Annotated in this window: 8 protein-coding genes; 2 read left to right on the forward strand and 6 right to left on the reverse strand. The window is 43.5% G+C overall.

Annotated features, from left to right (window positions below; genetic code table 11):
- Positions 1-26: 26 nt before the first annotated feature.
- Positions 27-1058 (reverse strand): DUF5689 domain-containing protein, encoded by a 1032-nt coding sequence (locus M23134_RS30290; protein ID WP_002703051.1) that lies wholly within the window; start codon positions 1056-1058, stop codon positions 27-29.
- 46 nt (positions 1059-1104) lie between these two features.
- A complete protein-coding gene (locus tag M23134_RS30295) occupies positions 1105-3795 on the reverse strand; it encodes a TonB-dependent receptor (RefSeq protein ID WP_002703052.1) in 2691 nt (896 codons plus the stop codon).
- A 708-nt stretch (positions 3796-4503) separates the two neighbouring features.
- Between M23134_RS30295 and M23134_RS30300 the strand changes: the two genes are divergently transcribed.
- The gene (locus M23134_RS30300; RefSeq protein WP_002703053.1) at positions 4504-5535 is read left to right on the forward strand and encodes an endonuclease/exonuclease/phosphatase family protein; all 1032 of its coding nucleotides are present in this window, start codon (positions 4504-4506) and stop codon (positions 5533-5535) included.
- 327 nt (positions 5536-5862) lie between these two features.
- On the opposite strand, the gene M23134_RS39160 is transcribed toward M23134_RS30300, so the two are convergent.
- The 3 genes from M23134_RS39160 to M23134_RS30315 all read right to left on the reverse strand — a co-directional run bounded on the left by M23134_RS39160 (position 5863) and on the right by M23134_RS30315 (position 9822).
- Positions 5863-6750 (reverse strand): MORN repeat-containing protein, encoded by an 888-nt coding sequence (locus M23134_RS39160; RefSeq protein WP_082226737.1) that lies wholly within the window; start codon positions 6748-6750, stop codon positions 5863-5865.
- A gap of 292 nt (positions 6751-7042) precedes the next feature.
- A complete protein-coding gene (locus M23134_RS30310) occupies positions 7043-7861 on the reverse strand; it encodes a DUF2490 domain-containing protein (RefSeq protein WP_198145119.1) in 819 nt (272 codons plus the stop codon).
- Positions 7858-9822: a hypothetical protein gene (locus tag M23134_RS30315; protein ID WP_002703056.1), complete on the reverse strand. Its 1965-nt coding sequence runs from the start codon at positions 9820-9822 to the stop codon at positions 7858-7860. The genes M23134_RS30310 and M23134_RS30315 overlap by 4 nt, the downstream gene beginning before the upstream one ends.
- Before the next feature lie 892 nt (positions 9823-10714).
- Here M23134_RS30315 and M23134_RS30320 point away from each other — a divergent pair.
- On the forward strand, positions 10715-13846 hold the full coding sequence (locus M23134_RS30320; protein WP_002703057.1) for a carboxypeptidase-like regulatory domain-containing protein: 3132 nt from the start codon (positions 10715-10717) through the stop codon (positions 13844-13846).
- A 175-nt stretch (positions 13847-14021) separates the two neighbouring features.
- Here the strand turns inward: M23134_RS30320 and M23134_RS30325 are convergent, their stop codons facing one another.
- Entirely contained in the window at positions 14022-16748 is a 2727-nt protein-coding gene (locus M23134_RS30325; protein ID WP_002703058.1) for a valine--tRNA ligase, read from the reverse strand.
- Positions 16749-16827: the final 79 nt, after the last annotated feature.

The following is a 16827-nucleotide window of genomic DNA, read 5'->3' on the forward strand; positions in this document are numbered from 1 at the left end:
AGTTCTCTTTTTAGGTTAGCCATTGATTACTTAATATCGTTTTTGTTACGCATGAGCACTTGTTGAGTCCCGTTAAACTCAGCCGCGTGCCCTACCACAGTTACGGCACCAGTAGGCAATGCATCGTCGCCAAAAGTAGCCGCCGAACGGGTATATACTATAGCCTCTTTGCTATCTTTGGCAATGGTTTGATTACCTTTATTGTCTTTAAACTTACCTGTTCCAGTAAAAGTAACCCCTACAATTTGCACCAATTTACCTTCATGATTATCAGTGTTCAAATCGTCAATAGTAACGGTTTCGGGCGTAGGCAAGGTACCATCGGCAACCTTTTTTGCGCTATTGTTAGGCACATTGCTTACTTGCAATAATCCGTTAAACTCAGAAAGCTCAGTACCTTTAACAACTACCACTATTTCGTCGCCCAAAGCAAAAGCATGGTCGCTTGTAAACCTTACTACGATTCCGCCTGAGGTATCTTGAATAAAAATGTTACGAGAAGTAATGTTACCTCCATCTTTGTCAGAAGTAACTACCCCTTTTATTTTAAAGTCATCGGCAATATTTACATTGCTACCTTTATACAAGTCACGAATCTCTTTGATCGAGATCACCGCAATGCCTGCGGTAGGGTCGCAACGCTCGCCCTGTAAGCCAAAAATGTCTTTGATGGTGCGCAGTTCAAGTTGCACTGTACCATTAAAAGAAGAACCCACCCCGGTAATGGTGCCATTGCCACGAGGCAAAGTACTGTTGGCAAAGTCGCGGCTGGTGCTGGTAAACAATAGAAAAGTGTTGCCTGCACAGTCTGACACGGTTTTGTTGCCGTTGGCGTTCGAGGTAGTACCGTTAAACTTAGTGCCTTCAGACTCTTCAAACTGTACGCCCTCTATTTGCACCAGCTTGCCGTTGTAGTTGCCAGTATTGAACTCTTCTACCGTAATTACCTTTGGAATAAGGCTTTCTGGAATGGCTATTTTTTCATCGGCGCAACTGGTCATTCCTAACACAGCTACCCACCCCAGCAAAATGTAAAAAAATGTTTTATTCAGTCTCATCTTTAATATAAATCTTTAATGTGTTTGTATGTAACTGAGGTTATAATTACCTGATTTGTAGTACTGTACTTATAAAGAATGTACGCCCAAAGTAGTATTGTACAAATGGCGACGGGTTGGGGTCGTTAAACGAAGCCGTGCGCTGGTTTGAGTCAATCACAAATCGGTTGTCGAACAGGTTGTTTACATTGAACTTTACCTGCAAAATCAAGCCTTTCTTTAGTTTGAATGACTTACCTCCGTAAATGTCAAAAGTATAGGCATTGTTTAGGCGTTCTACCTGGTTAAAATAAGGCTCAGGGTTGGTTTTTTCTACTGGGTTGTAGTCGGCATACATATTATCGTAGAAGTTGTAACTAATGCCTGCATACCAGTATTTGGGTGAGCGGTAGTTAAGGTTAAGCGCTGCTACCGACTGAGCCGAACCTCCTACTTTTAAGCGGTCGTTGTATACGGTTTGGTTGTCGTTGATAATCTGCAAACCAGGGTCGGTAAATATAGTAGCCTTGGCGTTGCCCATCCAGCGCCAGTCGCCAATAGAAGCCATCCCTTTTAGCGTAAGCGCGGGTAACATTTGCCACAAAAAGTCAAACTCGATGCCACGGTGTAGTGCGCCTACCCCCGCCATACGTACGGTTACAAAATCATCGACAAACTCTCCGGTGGCAGGGTTTACATAACTTGCAAAGGTGCCCATAGTCAAAGTGCGGTTTTGCCAATAGGTTTGGTACACGTTTAGGTTAGCAGCAAAAGTAGGCGAGCGGTAGCCGTACCCAGCTTCTAATGAGAGTATTTCTTCATTGTTTAAGCCTCCACGTATGGTGTTAGACACGCGGGCGTCTACATAAGCATCTCTGAAGAAAGGGGCACGGGTAAACATACCAGAGTTGAAAAACACATTATGGCGCCCGGTAATCTTATAGTTGGCACCCGCCTTTACGGTGTAGTTGGTAAACTGGTGTAGTTCAGACTTGCCCAAAGACGAGTCGATGAATTCTTCGTGCAAAAATTTGCCGTTTCGTTGAAACTGACTTTGTACTACGGTTCCGGTCACAAACAAGTCAAGGTTGCCTAAGCTATATTCTGCCTGAGCAAAAGCCCCCAGCCAGCCCACAGTACCTGTGTAGTCGTACCCGATGCGGTCGCCTTCTTTGGCAAGAAAATTAGGACGTAGCAAGTTGTTGTCAGGGCGGTCGTTGAAGCGCTCTCGGTCTAGCCAGAAATCACCCCCCAAAAGGTCGTTTACAGTCTGGTAATGAAAACCACGGTACCAACGGTAGTCCAGTCCGGTAGTGATACTTAAGTTTTCATTAATGTGAGAGTTTAGGGTAGTCAAAGCACCCAACCAGTTGTGGTCATTGCGTGACTCTTGGATCATGTATTGCGACAATCGGCCTCTTACCAGTGTGTTGTCGTTGCCAGTAATAATGTTGGTAGGGGTCACTGCTTGGTTTTGGGCAATCAAACCTGCCCAGTCTACCTGGTAAGTGCTTTCGTCGGCTCCCTGGGTAATGTTAAAAGGTACCGGGTTGCCTACATCGGCAGTACGGTTGATGCTGGTACCACCTCCGCGGCCAAACGAATAATATACAGAAGTGCTCAGGGTGGTTTTAGGGCTGATGTCCCAGTAGTGGTTCAGCATAAACTTGGGCTTGTGGTAGCGGTTGCGTGCCGAGCTAAAACGCTTGCCATCGCGAAAGCCCCAAGCGGGGTTGTATCTTTCGTCGCCCACAGTCTGATAAGTTTCTAAGGTGGCACTTCGTCCTCCTTCGGTTACCTGAGGGGCACCAAAGGCGGTAAATACGAGTTGGTGGTTTTTACCAAACCCTTTGTAAGCCGATAAAAAGTATGCCCAAGAGTCGGCACTGGTTCCTTCGCGAAAGCCCTCGCCCTGGCGGGTAGAGCCTAATACGGTTACTGCCCAATCGCCTTTCATCAACCCAGTAGAAGCAGACACCATAGCACGGTGTTTCCACGAGCGGTTTGACATAGCATAAGACACTCTTACTCCTTTGCGAAATTCTGTAGGCTTGGTAATAATGTTGATGGTACCACCTATTGAGCTTACGGCAAGTTTAGAAGCGCCCAAACCACGTTGTACCTGTTGGTTGCGGGTTACGTCGTTCATGCCGCCCCAGTTAGACCAAAACACCCGGCCGCTTTCCATATCGTTTACTGGAATACCATTGATCAACACGGCGGTGTTTTCGGAGCCAAAACCACGAATACGTACGCTTGAACCACCAAAAGCACCACCTCCGGTAGATACAAATACCCCAGGGGTAGACTTGAGCATTTCAGGAAATTCCTGCGCGCCCATTTTCTCTTTAATGTCAAGCGCACTAATGGTAGAAATAGGGGTAGGTTGTTGTCTTTTTTCATCTTGGAAAGATGCCAATACCTGTACTTCTTTCAATCCCATAGCCTGAGGGTCGAGCTTGAGCGTGGGCAGGCGCATAATTCTGCCCGCCAATACAGTGAGCGTGGTTTCATACTTTTCGTAACCAATGTAAGAAATCTCGATGGTTTGCTTACCTACGGCTACATTTTGCATCAAAAAATCACCCTTTACATTGGTCGTCACTCCTTGTGAGGTTCCTTTGATGATGACCGAAGCACCAATAAGCGCTTCTCCGGTTTCTTTGTCCATTACTCTACCCTTAATAGAGCCAGATTGGGCAAAAGAGGTACTTAGTGTTGCCACTAAGCAAATTAAAATTAGATAGAATTTTTTCATAAAGCGAGGCCTTTTTATATCTGCTTGCTATTTGGCTGCAAAATTACGTTGGGTATTTCACTCCAAAGTTAAGTTTATATGAACCTTCATTTTTGGGGTAAATTGATGTGTACCTTTAGAGGTGTTTTTGCACTTTATAGATTGCTATATTTTATCGAAACATTTTACTTACACTTATAAAAAAAAGCCTTGAAACATTATTGAAAGGCAAGAACTCTTACAGCCAGTAAGTTAGAAAAGTACCATTGTTAAATATTAACAGCTGTCAAGTTCTTTTTGGGAAGAGATATTACTTGTTGAGTAAAAGTGAGTAAGTAGTATTGAAAAAGAAGGGGAGGAGTGGGGGATAGAAGTATCTAAAATTATTTAATTGTTAAATTTGCTTTATCAGAACAAATAAAACATCAGAAGCCTATAATTTTGATCAGTTCAAAACGTCAGGTTAACATTGCCTGGGCAAAAACAGGGAGGTATCCAATGTGTTTTTGCCTGAGTTGATACCAGAAGTTTATTCTGAAAAAATGGGCTGATAGTTAAAATAAGGGGAGTTATTTGCCTTTTTTTAACCAAATTGAACCTGGTTTGGTTGCTTGTTTACCATGAGTAAACCCAAACAGGTGCCGAATGCACATAAAATTAATATACAAAATAAAATTATTATTCCATAATTATTGCAAATCCCCGGTAAACGGGCAAAAGGTTTTACACATGAAAAAAACATTAGTATTGATTCTGTTGGTATGGGGAAGTGTGACCGTTTCTCAAGGACAAGGCAAAGAAAAATATCATTTGGGCAGCATTGCATTTTATAATGTAGAGAACCTTTTTGATACCATTGACGACCCTGAGAAGCGCGACGAAGAGTATACACCCGAAGGCAGACGCAACTGGACTACCATTCGTTACCACAAAAAACTACAGAACCTTGCCAGGGTATTGTCAAAGCTTGCCGGAGGCGATGCGCCTTCGATCATTGGTTTGTGCGAGGTAGAAAACAAACAAGTAGTAGAGGACTTGGTGAAAACCGGAGGGCTCAAGAAGTATAACTATAAAATTGTCCATTATTCGTCGCCCGACCGCCGGGGTATTGACGTGGCGTTGATTTACCGTCCCGAATATTTTGCCCCTACTTTCAGCAAAAGCTACCGTTTGATAGACAAAACCAATCCTCGGTTTATTACTCGTGATCAGTTGTTGGTCAAAGGTAAGTTTGATGGAGACGACATTCATTTTATTGTCAACCACTGGCCATCGCGTGGGGGTGGGCAAAAACGCAGTGAGCCCCGTCGTATCAAGGCGGCTACGCTTACTCGCAGCATTGCCGATTCGCTGTTGGACGCTGATAAAAATGCCAAGATTGTGATTATGGGTGACTTGAACGACAACCCCAACGACAAGAGTTTGACCAAGGTTTTGAAAGCTTCGGGTAAAAAACCCAAAGGCAAAAACCTGTACAACGCGATGCTGCCTTTGTATAAAAAGGGCATTGGTTCGTTGGCTTACCGCGATCAATGGTATTTGTTTGACCAAATCATTATGAGCAAAGGCTTGGTGATGGCTAAAAAATATACTTATAAGTATGTGCCCAAGTCGGCAAGGGTGTTTGCGCCTAAGTTGCTCAAGCAGCGTGGAGGCAAGTATGAGGGGTATCCATTGCGTACATTTGGTGGGCGTACTTACCTGGGGGGCTACAGCGACCACTTTCCGGTGTATATTTTTATAGCCAAGCAGGTGAAGTAGTTTTTTTATAGTCGGTAGTTTCTACAGCCTTAAGCTTTTAGCCACTAGCTTGAGGTTGGTTTGCAGGCATGTTATCGGTTTTATAGTTCGTTGATTATTAGCGGTTTATAAAATTGGCATCTAAGCATTTTGTAAATCATTAAAAATCGATACATTGTAAAATCTGTAGCTACTTGTAGCATAGACAATTGAAATTTAATATTTGCATCAAGTATTTTAAAAGCCTACTTGCCTATACCTGCCAGGTTTTGGAAACCTGGCAGGTATAAAACGCTATTTTATTAAAAATCTACTGACTGCACTACAAGCTACAAGCTCGCTACTAATTTACTTCTTGATAAATTTATTGTCTTTCCAAATGCCCTTTGCCACTATTTTTCCATTTTTTTTGTAAAAAATGCCCGGACCATTTCTTTTGTCATTTTTCCATTCACCCACAAATTTATCTCCACTTGGCCAATGGTAGCTTCCTTTGCCATTGCGTTGCCCCGATTGAAAATCACCATCGTAATATTCACCATCCGGCCAGTAAAGGATGCCATATCCGTGATGCAAATTGTCTTTCCAGTTGCCTTCATATCGCTTGCCATTGCTATACAAGCCTACTCCCTGACCATTGGCTTTTTTAGCTTTTACACTGCCCACATAATACACTTTTGTTCCTTTTTTATTGGTAAAGGTTACATAATCGCTAGACAATTTGTCTTTCAATTGAGTACGAAGGTTTTGAGCAAAAACGCTTGCTTTCTCAAGGGCAAACCTCAGGGAATCTAACTGATTGCTATTTTGTTGCTCGTTGCTTGTCACTTGCTTGGCAAGCGAGTCTGTTTGGCGTACTTTCAACGACATGTCTTGCAGAGAATCATGGGTTTCATGAGAAAAAAGCACCCCCTTCATTTTTTCCAACTCTACCAGGTTACGCATTCTTAATTGAATAGAGCGGGTGAGTTTTAGGTTTTTGGGCATATCGGCGAGTATTTTCTCATAGTTAAGCCAGGCTTCCCGGTATTTTTTTTGGGCAATCAAGGTGTCAACTGCCAGGTAACGGTCAAGGTAAGGCGGTTTTTTTGCATTTTCTTGGTGATGTTTTTTTACCTTCAAAGCAGTACTCAGCTTTTGTTTGAGGCCTTGAGCACGAAAAAACAGTAAAAGGGCAGAGGTGATGCTTGCTGCCAAGAGAATATAAACGACGATGATTTTACTTGGTCTTTTCATATATAAATATTAATAGTCCACTGTGATAGCAGGGGTAAGCCTTTAGATACTGATGTATATTGGTGCTAACCCCTGGTCTACCAGCAACTAAAAAAGTTATAAGGTGCTGATTACTAAATGTTTATAATTTGGCTAGATCAAAGTGCTGACCGGTGCATGTATTTAAATACTGATACATTATATCTCGTTGATTTTTAGCGATTTATAAAATATAGTTAGCACTTCCACTTTGCCAGTAATTTATAGCGTAGCCACAGTTGACCGTCAGCTAAAACACTCCCACTACTTTCAACTATTTAACAGCTGGCAATCTATTTTCAAGTTTCCTAAAATCTGGAGAAAAATACACATGAAATCGCAACGTCCATTTTTGGTTAAAAATTGCCCCATTGCTTAAACTTTGCCCAAAAGAATACATCAGACCCGTGGCAAAAGTGACTTGTGGTTTAAGTATGTACCCAAAAGAGGTGTGGAGTCTTAAATCTTCCATAGGACTATTTACTACCGACTTCCCACTTTGCATGATCAATTCTGCTTCGGGTGCTACATACAAAGCCCCAGGCGCTAATTTCTTTTTGTTGAGTGGAATTTTCATGTTTAACATATACCTCCACCTGTTTCTAAAAGTAAAACTACTGTTTTTCTGAAACCCCCTCGTCCAACGATGTTCAATCCGTAATCGGTGGTACACCATGAGGCGGGGAAAAGGCACCGCAAAAAGGTACTGATGCCATATCCTCCATTCGGGCACCATCGTTTGCTCTCCCTCCAAAATATCATCTGTATTCATGTTGAGCCTGAACACGCCTCCCAAACTAGCGGTAAATTTTTTAGAATAAAAATAACTAATGGCGTGTCGGTTATAAATTTGCCCAACCTGCCCTGCAAACCTTGTCTGGTCTTTTTCCTGAAAACGAAAATGAGTTTGGGCAATCCAGAACAGTTTATCAGAAATGCGAATATTGCCATAAGTATTGAGCCACAGGCGAGTTGTCGCTTTCTTAAACTCAGACTTTTCGGGCACTCCTGTTTGTTGAGCGCTTATTTTTGACGAAATAAAAAACAAACAACAACATATAAGCATTGTTGTGAGTGGGTAAAGGAATTTCATCTTTTTAGATTTTTAATTTGTGTTGAAATTCCAAACAGTTCCAAAACTGTATTGGGGTCGTTTTCTCTTCTGAGTTTACGTTCTAACTTGGACGTATCTTGCTTTCTGAACGCCTTCATTTGTGCGTAAAGTTGGTCTAAGATTGAGCGCAGTCCTTTAGCCTGAGCACAAGTCAAGCCCACTTTGACCTTTGTCAAAACAGAAGGCACCAACAACTTATGATAAGCATCAGTAAGCCTTTCTTTTATCTGGTCGTTCATGATGGTTGCCGTAAACGGGTTCCATACTTGTTCGGTGTATAATTTTTGAATCGTATCCCAACGTTTGGGCAATAGGGCAAGCGTACTAACCAAGCTTTTCATGTTGTCTAAACAAGTAATAATGCCACGTGCCTGAGCCGATTTTGTGCTCAAATCTTCGTTGGTAGAGTATAACTTAATTTCTTTATTGACAGCAAGGCGCATTGATTTTGTGGTTGACTTATACCGTTTGGGTAGTTTTTTTCCAAGAGAATCGCTTAGCCGGGTCAATTGATTAAACTTTTGGATGATCACCTTCTCCAGGGCATCCAATTGTCGTTGTATTTTTTGGTTGCTGAGTTTCTTATTGAGCCTTTGGGCTACAGAGTCTACACAAGATCGGGCATATTGGGCTATTTTAGCCAAATATGCATAACCCACCTCATTAGCATTGAGCAATGCTGGGTTGGGCCCTGTAAATGCTTTTTGTTGAGTGTTAGTAGAGTCTTGCAACGACACCAATACTTCGGGCGAATACTTTTTGTCTAAACCAAGCTGTAGCTGCATACGGTTGCGCTGCCAAAAGTCAAGTACTCCCATTGCCTGGTATTCAACTATTTTTTTGATCACCGACAGGTATTTTTTGTCGACTTCTTGAATCACTGACAACAAAAAGAACACTTCCTCATCGGCATGCTTAAGTATGTTGAGCTTGGTATTGGTAAGCAGAAACTTACTCACCTCCATGCTTTTTTCATAATCTGCTTTTAAGTTGGCAATATGCGCTTTCTCAGCTTCTTTTAGTGGGTAACGCGCCACTTTTACCTGAAACAACGGCATAGGTATTGCTTTCCCCGAAATGCTTTTCATACCGGTAAATATATCGTTGATTTTCTGATTACAATACGAGTTTTGTTGAATCAAGGAGGCTATTTTGCTGCCTATTTTTGTGTAACTGGTGCTATCGCTCAAATGTTGCAAACTAAGTATCTTGAGGTACACATGATCTAGGCTAACGGTTGTTGCCTGCGCCTGCGGAATGTTGTCTTTATATAAATAGATGGTTTTGGGTTGGAAATCTTTTTCAAGTACAATTTTCTCTAGCCGTCCTTCTTTAAAATGCCATTGCTCTGTTCTGTCTGGAGCATTGCCAAAATTGACTTCCCAGACATCGTGCGCAAAACCGCTTTTAAGAAACCTCCCCAAAAGAATTGCTTGTGTGTCTTCCATGCGTATGATCCCTTTGGCCAATCCATTCTCAAGAAGTGCACTGCTCTCGAAGAGCGTCTCTTTGATGTTAGATTTATCTACCCGGTTGATTTTATGGCTCCATTTTCCGTGTGTCTTTCCCTCCCGAAAATTGACCAACGCAGTATGAAAAACGCCGCTTAACTTTACATTAAGCCGATAATTGACCAGCTCTTGGGTGCCATCAAGCTTAAATTTGCCAAACTGAAATCTCCAGGCTTTGCCTGGCATTTGATTCTGAAAAGTTCCATTGAGCAAAAAGTATTGCTTCAGATCAGCAGAAGCCGCATCAGCGTCAAAGCTTTTCATTGTAAAAGCACCTTGGGGAATGGTATCACCCTTTGAGGCATAGTAGCCATAATTTGCATTTACTTTGTATGCGCCAACTTGTAGCAACCTATTGATGTATTGTTTGTTTTGTCCAAAAGACGTTGTATAAAACAATACAATACAGGTAAATATCCTTATGATCATTGGCATAAAAAAATCTTATTGTACCACATTTGTTTTGACTTATGAAGCGCTGGTATAAAATTAGCTTAGCACCAAAAAACGGCTTATCCAATTCATATTGGATAAGCCGTTTTTTACTTTTGTGCAAACATAATCATTAATCATAACAAGATTACAAAAAAACTTTTCAAAGTTTCAGTCTGAGAGGCTAATAGTAAACTAAAGCTTACAATTGACTGTTCCAACCCGCTTTATTTCACCCAAAAATCACCTATCATCGTAAACTCAAATTTGGTAACTTAAGGTCTTTCAGCATCGTTATTTTGGGGACTTAACCAGTACCTGAAGATGGCGCGCGTCGTCTTCGCGCATGCCCAACCAAGCAAATTCTACGATGGCACACGCGAGGACGACGTGCGCCAACAACCGGAGCATAGTAAAAAATCACTAAAAAAATACCGTCACCGCCTCAGCGAGTGTCCCCACGCGCTGATCGAATCGCCAAAACTTGGGCACTGAAAGATATTTCAGGGGTAAAAAAATAGTAGCCTGACGGCTATGATATCTCCACAAATCGCCTCATCACAGCGTCTGGGAACATTATTTTTGAAGGTTTCGGTCAGCTCGTGGAGACACGAGCTGAGGCGATGATGGTACTTTTGAAAACCGAAGCTAAAGTTTTACTCTGCTGAGCTCAAGAGTGTTCGCCTCGGTTTGTGTCTCCACAACTGAGTTTACGAGTTAAAATCTGGGTAGAGTACGTGCAGTGGTAGCACTACCCCAAATAAAACCTTGGGGTACCGTGAGGGTTTTCACCAAAAAAATTATCTTGTAGCCAAATACTGCAGTTATATTTTACTCTTTCTGCCTTTTTTTAAAGTTTCTGGCTGAGGAATTCTATAAAAAAATATTTATGAGGTTTTTCTATCTACACACTTATTACCTATGGACTATTCTTACCTTTGTTTTATTTTTAGCAAGCCCTACCTGGGCTCAAGACAGCATTCAGGTCAAAGGTAAAGTAACCTACCAAAATCAAGGAATGCCCCAGGTTCAAGTATGGTTAAAGGGGAGCAAACTTACCACTACTACCCAGGCAAACGGGACTTATCAATTAAGCTTACCCACCTCTAATCGCCCAACGTTGGTGTTTAGCTTGCCAGGTTTTGTGAAGGTTACCCAAGTCATTAGTCAAGAACGCCTCGTCAATATTGAACTGCAAAAACTACCCGCTCCTGCACCACCCCAAACCTATACCATGCGCACCCTCAGGCCTGAAGCACTTACTTATACCACTGATATATTTAAAAGTATACAAAATCGGGTGGCTGGTGCCTGGGTTACGTCATCGTCAGGGGCGCCGGGGGCTGCTACTCAACTGCTGTTGCGGGGGCACCGCTCTATCAATGGCAATAACAGCCCATTGATTATTTTGGATGGAATGCCCATTAATAACCTCACGTTGGGCAATTCGGTGGTGGGGGTAGACCAAACCAACCGCCTGATGGATGTAAGCCCACACGATATTGCTTCGGTAGAAATCATTCCGTCATTTTCGTCCCGCTTGCTTAAGTATGGCATGCTTGCCCGCAACGGAGCAGTACTTTTGACTAGCAAAAAAGGCAAGGCAGATACTTCGCCGCGCGTGGTATTTTACAATCGTTTTAGTGTTGACAATGTCAACAAACTGCCCGAGTTACAAAATACTTATGCCCAAGGCTTGCCTGTGAGTGGCAGGTCGGTACACTTTGGTCCCGAAAGTAGGATGTCGTTTGCCTGGGGACCAGCCCTGGCTGATTTGCAATACAACGGACGTCCCACCTTGTATAGCAGGCAGGGGAGTTTGGTACCGTTGCGGGCAGGAGGCGTGGCAGCTACGCCAAATAACCCTTACGATTTTTTTGTGCAAGGCTTTACTTTTGACACCCATTTGTCGGTAAGTGGAGGCAGTAAAAACCGACAGTATTACTTTTCGGCAGGTAGGATGCAGCAAAATGGTTTTGTGCATACCACTGGTTTTTATCGCAATAATTTTAGTGCAGGCATTCGCCAAAAAATAACGCCTAACCTTGTGATAGGGGGCAAGCTGTACTTGTTTAATACCAGGGGGCAGAGAGCATACAAAGGCAATACGGGGGCAAGCATACCAAGGGGGGTAATGCGCACTCCTCCTTCGTTTGACAACAGCCACGGCAATGGCTCTAGCCGTAAGGCAAGCCGCAACCCTTCTACTTTTACCCTATTGGCAAACGGTGCCCCACGAAGTTTCAGCAGTTTTTTTATAGAAAATCCTTATGGTTCTATCAGCCGCAATCCTTATGGCGACGTATTGACCGGGCAGTTGGTGCAGGCTGACCTGACCTGGAAAGTTTCACCGCATTGGCAGTTTACCACGCAAGTATCAGTTGATAGTCGCAGTGATCTTCGCAGCATAGGGTTTGACATACAAAGTTCCAGCTCTTTTTTTGGGTCTTTTACCGAAGAGAATATAGAGATGAACAACCTTTATTTTACCACTGAGTTGAGTTATCGCACCAAGCTGTGGAACAAGCTCTCGGTAGATGCCAGTGTGGGTTATTTTCAAAACAGACAAGCATTGATAAACACCAGCGCGTTTGCGACTCCTTTGCAGGTACGGGGTGATTTTTCGCTGGACAATGGAGTAGAAGTAAACCGTTTTAGCTTGCCCGATGAACGCTCCATGCGGAATGTTTACCTGAGTGGTTCGCTTAATTACCTCGGTGGGCTCATGCTGGATGTAGGCTTGGTCAATGCCAATCATTCGGTACTGAGCACGGCAACCCTCACACCTACGGTAGGGCTGGGGGTAGACTTTGCCCCGTTGTTTTTCAAAAACTCAAAAATAGTGAGCCAACTCAAGCTCAACGCCCATTACAGTCAAATATCCAGCGACGCCGATGTATATACTTATGGCCAGGGCAACCTCAATCGCACCCAGCTATTGTTTGGGCTTGGCACCACCAGTCTTGACCTAAGCACCGCCAACGCAAGCTACTTGCCCGCCCTTAAACCCGAAATGACCTCTACCATAGAGTATGGCGCCAGTGTTACCTTGTTTAATCATCGACTGCGGGCAAGCATAAGCCATTACCAAACCACTACCACCGACCAAATCATTGCTTTAAACGATGTGACCAGGGGCAATGTGCTCAACAACGGAGGAACGATTAACACCCAGGGTTGGGAGTTTCAACTAGGAGGGGAGGTGATCAAAAATAAGGCGGTACGTTGGTATTTATCAGTCAACCTTACCCGGTTGAATAGTAAAGTAAACGATTTGCCCCGTGAGGTAGCCCGCATCAACATGGGGGGCATAGATGGCTTAAGACCCGCGTATTCGAGCGCGGGCAACGGACAACCTTATGGCGTGCTATATGGTACCTATTATCAGCGAAACGATCAGGGCGAACTCATCATCAACAATCAAGGTTTACCTACTTTGGGGGTGACGGGGGCGGTGGGCGACCCTACACCCGACTGGCTGTGGGGCATTGAAAGCAATTTTAGCTGGAAAGGAGTCAGCGTAGGGATGCGGTGGGACATTCGCCGGGGAGGTGATATGTGGAACGCTACCCAAGCCAACCTTGATTATGCTGGCATGTCGCAACGCGCCGCAGCAGCACGCACGGTCACCAACTATATTTTCCCTGGGGTAAAGCTGGATGGTAGCCCCAATGATATTCCGGTAAACTTTTATAACCTCAATGCTACCCAGGCAGCCGAAACAAGCCCTTTTACTTTTTATGGGGTGACGGGCATTTCTGAAGCCAACCTCCAGGATGCTTCGTGGCTGCGCTTGCGCGAATTGACTATAGCCTATACTTTGCCTGCTCGGTGGTTGAAAAACTGGTTAATTTCTGAGCTGACCCTGTCATTTATTGGGCGCAACTTGTGGCTTGCCACTAACTATACAGGCATTGACCCCGAAACCAACCTTACAGGCACGGGCAATGGCTTTGGGGTAGATTTGTACAATATGCCCCAAACCAAAAGCATAGGTGGGGCGGTGATGATGAAGTTTTAGGGGGTGGACTAAAAAAATAACTTCATTGTCTCAGGCTTTGCCAAGAAGATAAAAAAAGGCAGCCAAGAGGCTGCCTTCTTATTGATATATATAATGTAGCGTGCATCACTTGTAGCACCGATATACATCAGTATCTAAGGACTTGTAGCTAAAACCTGAACGCTCAAAAAACACTTTACAAACTACTCAAGCTCTCTTCCAATACCTTGATGGCTGCTTCGGCGTCAGCAAGCTTTTTACGCTCACTCTCTACCACGGCTGGTTTGGCATTGTTTACAAAGCGTTCGTTTTTGAGCTTGTTGGTAGAGGCGTTCAAATTACGTTTATGGCGTTCCAACTCTTTTTCTAGCTTGGTACGCTCTTGCTCCACGTCTATTTTGCCCTCTAGTGGTACAAAACATTCGTGGTTTTTCACTACAACACCCACTGCACCAGCTACCTTGTCGTTTACAAACTCAATTTCTGAGATAGCCGCCAATTTCTGAATGATTTGCTCAAACTTGTTGAACAACTCAGGCGCATCGGTTTTTACTATCAACTTCAAAGGCTCATGTTTTTTCAATCCTTTTTTGTTTCTAATATCGCGAATGCCCTGGATTACCTCAAAAGCTACTTCGGCTTGTGCTACCAACTCAGGGTTTTGGATGCCTGGTGTTGGGTAAGTTGCCAAACAAACCGTATCCTTTTCGCCACGTTCTTTGATCAACTGCCAAATTTCCTCAGTAATAAAAGGCATAAATGGATGCAATGCATTGAGCAAACGCTCGAAATAGTCTACCGTAAAACGGTAAGTTTCGCCATCTATAGGTTTAGACTTGCCTACCGCTTGGTCGAACTCGGGCTTGATCATTTCTAAGTACCAGGAACAAAAGCCGTTGTGCCAAAACAACAAATACAGCTTGGTAAGCGCCTCCGAAATACGGAACTCGCTCAAGCTCTTTTCTATCACTGTCAACTCTTGGTTAAATATTGCCTCAAACCATTCTATTGCCACCTTATTAGGGTTGGGCAAACTATCGTCTACCTCCCACATATTGATCAAGCGGAAAGATTGGAAAATCTTGTTGGCAAATCTTCGCCCATTATCGCAAATATTAGAATCTAAGTTTTTGCTGTCCTCAAAAAAGGCTTCCCTTACTGCGTCCGAGGCATTGTCGGGTGGTACAGGCGTGTCAAACATAATGTCGTTGCCTGCCGCCGCACTGCTCAAAATACCATAACGCAAACCATCGGTGCCATACCTTTCCATCAGCTTAAATACATCAGGCGAGTTACCCAACGATTTAGACATTTTACGGCGCATCTTGTCCCTTACCATTCCAGTAAAGTATACATGCTTAAATGGCTTTTCGTCTTTTACATAGTATCCGGCAATGATCATGCGCATTACCCAGAAAAATATAATATCAAACCCCGTTACCAGCGTAGTAGTAGGGTAGTAGTAATCTAATTCGTCGGGCTCAAACACCGAAATAGGCCACAACCAGGACGACGCCCAGGTGTCTAGTACGTCTTCTTCCTGACGAAGGTCTTCTTTTTGGATGCCTGGGTCAATGGCTTGAGCCTTCTCCAAGGCTTCGTCGAGATTTTTAGCCACTACAAAACGCTCTTCTTCTTCGCTGTTGCCTGGCAAATAATAAGCAGGAATGCGATGCCCCCACCACAATTGACGCGAAATACACCAATCCTGAATACCATCTATCCAAGACTTGTACATGTTTTCGAACGATGCCGGGTGGAACTCAATGTTTTTGTTCAAAACGTTTTCCAGGGCAGGTTCGCACAATTCCTTCATTGCCACAAACCATTGTTTAGACAAACGTGGCTCAATTACCGCCCCCGTACGCTCCGAAGTACCTACCTTGTTTTTGTAAGGAATTTCGGCAATAAAACAACCCGCTTTTTTCAAGTCTTCGATGATGTCTTTGCGCACCTCAAAGCGATCTTTGCCAATATGAATCTGAGCAGCTTCGTTGAGCGTAGCGTCCTCATTAAAAATGTCTATCACCTCAAGGTTGTGTTTTTTACCCAGGTCATAGTCATTCATGTCGTGAGCCGGAGTTACTTTCAAGCAACCCGTACCAAAACTCGTGTCTACATACTTGTCACCAATGATAGGTACCTCACGGTTTACCAACGGTACAATGGCTTTTTTACCGATCAAGTGCTTATAGCGCTCATCTTCGGGGTTTACACATACCGCCGTGTCGCCCAGCAAAGTTTCGGGGCGAGTAGTGGCAATTGTAACATAGCCACCGCCTTCGGCAATGCGGTAATTGATATAATAAAGTGTAGAATCTTCTTCTTTATGGATTACTTCTTCGTTCGATACAGTGGTTTTGCCTACCGGGTCCCAGTTTACCATGCGCAAGCCACGGTATATTTTTTTATCTTCATATAACTTGATAAAAATATCCAATACCTGCTCCGAGCGCTTTTCATCCATGGTAAAAGCCTCGCGGTCCCAGTCGCACGACGCGCCCAAAGTCTGAAGTTGTTTAAGAATAATGCCGCCGTATTTTTCTTTCCACTCCCAGGCATATTCCATAAACTTATCGCGCCCAATCTCCGATTTCTTGATTCCCTTCTCGCGCAACATTCTCACTACTTTGGCTTCGGTGGCAATAGAGGCGTGGTCGGTGCCGGGTACCCAGCACGCATTTTTACCTTCCATTCGAGCCTTCCGAATCAACACATCTTGAATGGTATTGTTCAATATATGCCCCATGTGCAAGACTCCGGTGACGTTGGGTGGCGGAATGACTATAGTATATGGCTCACGGTCATCGGGTTTTGAACTAAAAAACTTGTTATCCAGCCAATACTGGTACCATTTCCCCTCTACGTTTTTGGGGTCGTACTTTTCGGCTATCTTGTCGGTTTTTGGGGTTGAACTTCCCATTTTATTTTTTTATGTTTAAAAGACTATAATAGAATTTTTAATTAATTTCAAAGTTAGGAAATTTTTACTCAATGTAACA

Source organism: Microscilla marina ATCC 23134 (assembly GCF_000169175.1).
Taxonomy (GTDB): domain Bacteria; phylum Bacteroidota; class Bacteroidia; order Cytophagales; family Microscillaceae; genus Microscilla; species Microscilla marina.